At 67.1% G+C, this 5,481-nt stretch carries 6 protein-coding genes; 4 read left to right on the plus strand and 2 right to left on the minus strand.

What is annotated here, in order from left to right; all coding sequences use genetic code 11:
- The 3 genes from ACNPM4_RS11675 to ACNPM4_RS11685 all read left to right on the plus strand — a co-directional run.
- The coding region (locus ACNPM4_RS11675; protein WP_448985812.1) for a carbohydrate ABC transporter permease at nt 1–601 on the plus strand (601 nt) is incomplete at its 5' end.
- 2 nt (nt 602–603) lie between these two features.
- A complete protein-coding gene (locus ACNPM4_RS11680) occupies nt 604–1,524 on the plus strand; it encodes a carbohydrate ABC transporter permease (RefSeq protein ID WP_181156371.1) in 921 nt (306 codons plus the stop codon).
- Nucleotides 1,525–1,593: 69 nt separating this feature from the next.
- On the plus strand, nt 1,594–2,361 hold the full coding sequence (locus ACNPM4_RS11685) for a hypothetical protein (RefSeq protein ID WP_448985813.1): 768 nt from the start codon (nt 1,594–1,596) through the stop codon (nt 2,359–2,361).
- A gap of 129 nt (nt 2,362–2,490) precedes the next feature.
- On the opposite strand, the gene ACNPM4_RS11690 is transcribed toward ACNPM4_RS11685, so the two are convergent.
- Nucleotides 2,491–3,687 carry an ROK family protein gene (locus ACNPM4_RS11690; RefSeq protein WP_448985814.1) on the minus strand — a complete coding sequence of 399 codons (1,197 nt, stop codon included), beginning with the start codon at nt 3,685–3,687 and terminating at the stop codon, nt 2,491–2,493.
- A 159-nt stretch (nt 3,688–3,846) separates the two neighbouring features.
- Nucleotides 3,847–4,146 (minus strand): chorismate mutase, encoded by a 300-nt coding sequence (locus ACNPM4_RS11695; protein WP_029263226.1) that lies wholly within the window; start codon nt 4,144–4,146, stop codon nt 3,847–3,849.
- A gap of 62 nt (nt 4,147–4,208) precedes the next feature.
- Here ACNPM4_RS11695 and ACNPM4_RS11700 point away from each other — a divergent pair, with 62 nt between their 5' ends.
- Nucleotides 4,209–5,459: an AI-2E family transporter gene (locus tag ACNPM4_RS11700; protein ID WP_448985815.1), complete on the plus strand. Its 1,251-nt coding sequence runs from the start codon at nt 4,209–4,211 to the stop codon at nt 5,457–5,459.
- The last annotated feature ends 22 nt before the right edge of the window (nt 5,460–5,481 follow it).

A 5,481-nucleotide genomic window follows, 5' to 3' on the forward strand; every position in this document is an offset into this window, starting at 1 on the left:
GGCGTTCCCCGGACGCCAGCTCGTGCGCATGGCCGTCATCGTGCCCTGGGCGGCATCCGTCGTCATGACGACGATGGTCTTCTACTACAGCCTTGAGCCGTATTTCGGGATCTTCAACAAGTTCCTCTACGACATCGGGCTCTCGGATGACGCCGTCGGGTACGGCTGGACCAAGAACCCCGCGACGGCCTTCACCTGGTCGATCGTGATCGCGATCTTCGTATCGCTGCCGTTCACGACGTACACGATCCTCGCCGGACTCCAGGCGGTCCCGGCCGACGCGATCGAGGCGGCGAAGATGGACGGCGCGAGCCCGGCCCGCACCTACTGGTCGATCATCCTCCCGCAGCTGCGCAGTGCGCTGGCGGTCGCGGTGCTCATCAACATCATCAACGTCTTCAACTCGCTGCCGATCCTGAAGGTGATGACCGGGTCGATACCGGGCTACGGCGCCGACACGATCATGACGCTCATCTTCAAGTACATCGAGCTGCAGAAGAAGGTGGATGTCGCGAGCGCCCTCTCGGTGGTCGCGTTCCTCATCGTCATCGTGATCGTCGCGGCCTACGTGAAGATCGTCAAGCCCATGAAGGAGGTCTGATCATGACCGTGACCGAGACTGCCCTCGTGACCACCGCCGGCGACGGCGCCGCCCCCCGCATCCCGGGGCGCAAGCGCCGCTACACCGAGGACCAGGTGACGCTCCCCCGCGTGATCCTGCGCATGGCGGCCGGATTCCTGGTGCTCGCGATCTTCGTGCTGCCGTACCTGATCATGTTCTTCGGCTCCGTGAAGACGAAGCCGCAGATCCGGTCGGTGGACCCGACCTACCTCCCCACGGAGTGGCACTGGGAGAACTACATCACGATGTGGTCGACCCCCGAGACGCCGCTGCCGTACAACCTGATCTCCACGATCGTCATCGCCGTCTTCGCGACGCTGCTCGTGCTGCTGGTATCGCTGCCGGCGGCGTACTACACGGCCCGGTTCAAGTTCCCCGGCCGCATGGTGTTCCTGTTCCTCGTGATCATCACGCAGATGCTGCAGCCCGCCGTGCTCACCTCGGGTCTGTTCCGACAGTTCACCGTGCTCGGGCTCGGCGACACCTGGATGGCGATGATCTTCATCAACGCCGCCTTCAACCTGTCGTTCGCCGTGTGGATCATGCACTCCTTCTTCGCCGGCATCCCGAAAGAGGTCGACGAGGCCGCGCAGATCGACGGCGCGGGGCGATTCACCGTGCTGTTCAAGATCAACCTGCCGCTCGTGTGGCCGGGCATCGTCACCGCGATCGTGTTCACGTTCGTCGCCTGCTGGAACGAGTTCGCGGCCTCGCTCGTGATCCTGTCGACCGACAAGAACCAGCCACTGTCGGTCGCGCTCACCAAGTTCGTCGGGCAGTACGAGACCAGCTGGCAGTACGTGTTCGGCGTCTCGATCGTCGCGATCCTGCCGGTGGTCATCCTGTTCATGCTCATCGAGAAGCGCCTGGTCGGCGGGCTGACCGCGGGCAGCGTCAAGTAGGACGCGGTCGTCGACGAAGGGCACGCGCGTTCAGTGATAGAAATCTCTGAGACGCGACGAAGGAGTCCCATGCCCCATCCACGCTCTGCGCTCGGCGCCGCCGCCGCATTCGCCGCCCTCGTGGTGATGCTGGCGGGATGCACCGCGGCGGAGCCCGAGGCCGACCCCACGCCGACGGCGACGGGCGAAACGATGGCGTCCGTGAGCGTGGACGGCCCCGAGATCTCCGGAACCGGGCCGACCGAGCCGTTCCCCGGCGTCGATTTCCCGCTTCGTGAGGACATGCGCTCGGTGACGATCGACTTCACGTGCGAGGGCGGCGGCCCGTTCCGCGTCGAGTTGGGTGACCCGATGACGCTCGGGCAGGCGACGCTCAGCGGCACCTGCGACGGTACGACCGAGCTGGTGTGGCCGATCACCGAAGAGACAGGACCGACGCTCAACGTGTGGGTCACCAACGATGTCGCCTGGACCGCGACCCCGCACTTCTCCACCGCGGAGTTCGTCCGGGACGGGGCGATCACCTCCGAGTGCGATGCCTTCTCCGAGGTCTACAGCGCGCTCTCGAACGCCGACATCGGCCTCACCGAATACCAGGCGTTCGACGAGGCGGAGTGGACGCGGCGGGTCGACGCGGCGACCGTCGACCTCGAGACGCTCGCGGGCGCCTCGGAGACGACCATGTCCGACCCGTTCACCGCGCTGCTCTCCTGGGTGCAGGGCGACGGCCACACGCCCGGAGCGCTGCTGCAGGACACGAGCCTGATCGATCCGATCAGCGACACCTGCAACACGAATCACAGCCCGCTGATCCTGATCGGCGAGTTCGGCGGCTGAGCACCCGTCGGCGCGTGTTCCGAAGGGGATCGCGACTCGCGCTCCGAAGGAGATCTCACGTTCTGAAGGACCGGATGCTCGATTCCGACCTTCGTGTCGTGAGAACTCCTTCAGGCCACGCGCTGACGGTCAGGGGCGGGGAGTGGATGCGGCGGAAGTGGATGCTGCAGAGGTGGATGCTGCGCGCAGCTGCTGCGGGTTCCAACGCACGCCGAGGGCCGAGGTCAGGGCGACCTGCGCGGCGCCGGCGGCGAGTGACACCCGCGGGTCGGCGTAGCGGACCGGCACCTGCGTCGTACCGCGGGCGGGGTACTCGGTCTCGCGGCGCACCCGATCGAGGAAGCGCGGTCCGAGCTCGGTCGCCGGTCCGCCGATCACGACCTCGGTGGGGTCGAGGAGCGCGCCGATGAGCTTGACCGCCCTGGCGAGCGCGCGAGCACCCTCGTCGAGCTGCTCCTCGTCGGCTGTCGCCGCGAGCGCCCTGATCTCGGAGGCGTCCATCGCGTCGGAGAAGTCCTCGCCCAACATCGCGCCCAGTGCGGCCGCGGACTCCAGGCAGCCGCGCTGACCGCAGCGGCAGAGGCGAGCGGCATCGCCGAACACCACCTGCACGTGGCCGATCTCTCCCGCGCGGTCGCGGGGGCCGGGCGCGAGCTCGCCGTTCAGCGTCACGGCCGCACCGACACCGCCCCCGAGGTGGATGAAGAGCCGGTACCCACTGGGCGACTCCTCCATCCCTGCTTCCGCGATCGCCTCCGCGTCGACGTCGTTGATGAGGAGCACGGGTGCGTCGAGAATCCGCTCGAACCGCTCAGCGAGGGGCACTCCCTCCCACTTCAACTGCACGCTCTCCAGCACCGAGCGACCGTCCGTCGTCCCCGGGAGCTGCACCCCCGCGGCGAGCAGTCTTCCGCCGAACTCGCCGGCGACGGTGGTCAGCGCCTCGTCGAGCGAGCGGTCGCGCTCCTCGACGCTGTAGCCCACCCGCCGCGTCTCGAGCTCCGTCCCGTCGAGCGCGACGAGGGCGATCTGTGCGTGGAGCGGCTGGATCACCAGGACGAGGATCAGGTGGTGGCTCGCATCGACGCTGAGGGTGGTCGCGCGTTTGCCGCCTGTGCTCGCGGCTTGCTCCCCCTCGACGATCAGTCGATCCTCGATGAGCTCGGCGACCAGGGACGACGCGGTGGCCGCGGTCAGCCCGGTCGACCTCGCGATGCCTGCCCGCGTCTGGGTGCCCGGATTCCGGAAGACGAGCTGCAGCGCTCGGCGCAGGTTCGCGCGTCGTACCGATGCCTGGGTGTCGAGGCTGTCATCCGCGTTGAGCATGTGTTCCCGTTTCCGAGCCCGTCGGTGGCGAGCTGTTGACAGATCGTGGCGCGATCCGTAGTCTCTCCCTAAGTTTATTCATTGAACTTAGTTGGTCAATGAACCTCAAGCTCCGGACGGGCGAGTGCTGCACACACCGTCGCCCGTCCGGCACCTCCTTCAGCGGCCCTCGGCCGCTTCGGTGTGGTGGCGGATCACCTCGGCCACCACGAAGTTGAACCACTTCTCCGCGAACTCCGGATCGAGGTGGGCCTCCTCGGCCAGAGCCCGCAGTCGCGCGACCTGCTGCTCCTCCCGATTCGGGTCGGACGCCGGCATCTCGTGATCGGCCTTCAGGTGCCCGACCTGCTGGGTCGCGCGGAAGCGCTCGGCCAGCATGAAGATCAGTGCAGCGTCGATGTTGTCGATGGTGGCGCGAAGTCGGAGCAGTTCGGCCTTCGGGTCCTCGGCGGCGGTCATGCCCCTACTCTAGAGCCGCGGAACACCCGGATTTCGACCTGCCGCACCGCTATCGTGAGCACATGAGCAACGAAGAGTCGCCCGCCTCCGCGCCCCTCGACGGCGCCGCACCGAGTCCCGCTGTGAACGACGAGGCGGTCGCGAGCGACACCACGACTCCTGCGTCCTCCCGCCGCCGAACCGCGCCGGCATCCGAGGTCTCGTCAGCCGCCCCCGCCATCGCCCGCCCGGTCGTGATCGAGCCGATGACACCGAGTCGCTCCTTCTGGACGCGCATCGACCGCCCCTTCGTGTTCGGCTTCCTCGTGACACTCGGCGGCCTCGGCGCGATCGTGATCGGCCTCGCTCTCACTAGCCTGTCGACCGTGCTCATCTACATCGCCCTCGCGCTCTTCGGCGCGCTCGGCCTCGACCCCGCCGTCCGGTTCCTGGAGAGGCGCGGCGTCTCACGGGTACTGTCGGTCGTCGTCGTGATCCTGAGCCTCATCGTCGTGGTGGCACTCGTGCTGTGGATGATCCTCCCGGTCGTGATCGATCAGATCGCGAGTTTCGTGCGCTCCGTGCCCGGCATGATCAAGGACTTCACCGGCAGTGACGTCTACGCGACGCTCGAAGCCCAGTTCGGCGACCAGTTCCAGGACCTCGTGGCCGAGGTGCAGTCGTTCCTGACCGACTTCGGCAACCTGGCGACGATCGGCGGCGGCGCCTTGGCGGTCGGCGCCTCGATCGCGACCGGCATCTCCGGCGCCATCATCGTTCTCGTTCTGACGCTGTACTTCCTCGCCTCCCTCCCTACCATGAAGCAGGGACTGCTGCGTCTCGCTCCGGCCCGCGACCGCGCTCGCGCCGGAGACATCACCGACCAGATCACCGACTCGGTCGGCGGATACGTGATGGGCATGGTCGTGCTCGCGTTCTGCAATGCGACGCTGGCGTTCCTGCTCTACTTCTTCCTCGGCCTGCCGTTCCCGCCCCTGATGGCGGCGATCGCGTTCTGCGTCACCCTCATCCCGCTGGTCGGTTCCGTGCTGTTCTGGATCCTCGGCACCTGCCTGGCCCTCTTCAGCAATCCGATCGCCGCGCTCGTCTTCGCCGCGATCTACCTCGTCTACATGCAGATCGAGGCCTACGTGATCACTCCGCGCGTGATGAACCGGGCGGTCTCGGTCCCCGGTTCGCTCGTGGTGATCGGCGCCCTCGCAGGTGGCACCCTGCTGGGGCTGCTCGGCGCGCTCGTGGCCGTGCCGGTCACGGCATCCATCCTCATCATCATCAAACAGGTGCTCGTGCCGAAACAGGACGCCAGGATCTGACCACCCAAGACGAAGAAGCGGG

It is taken from the genome of Microbacterium umsixpiens, from assembly GCF_053543675.1.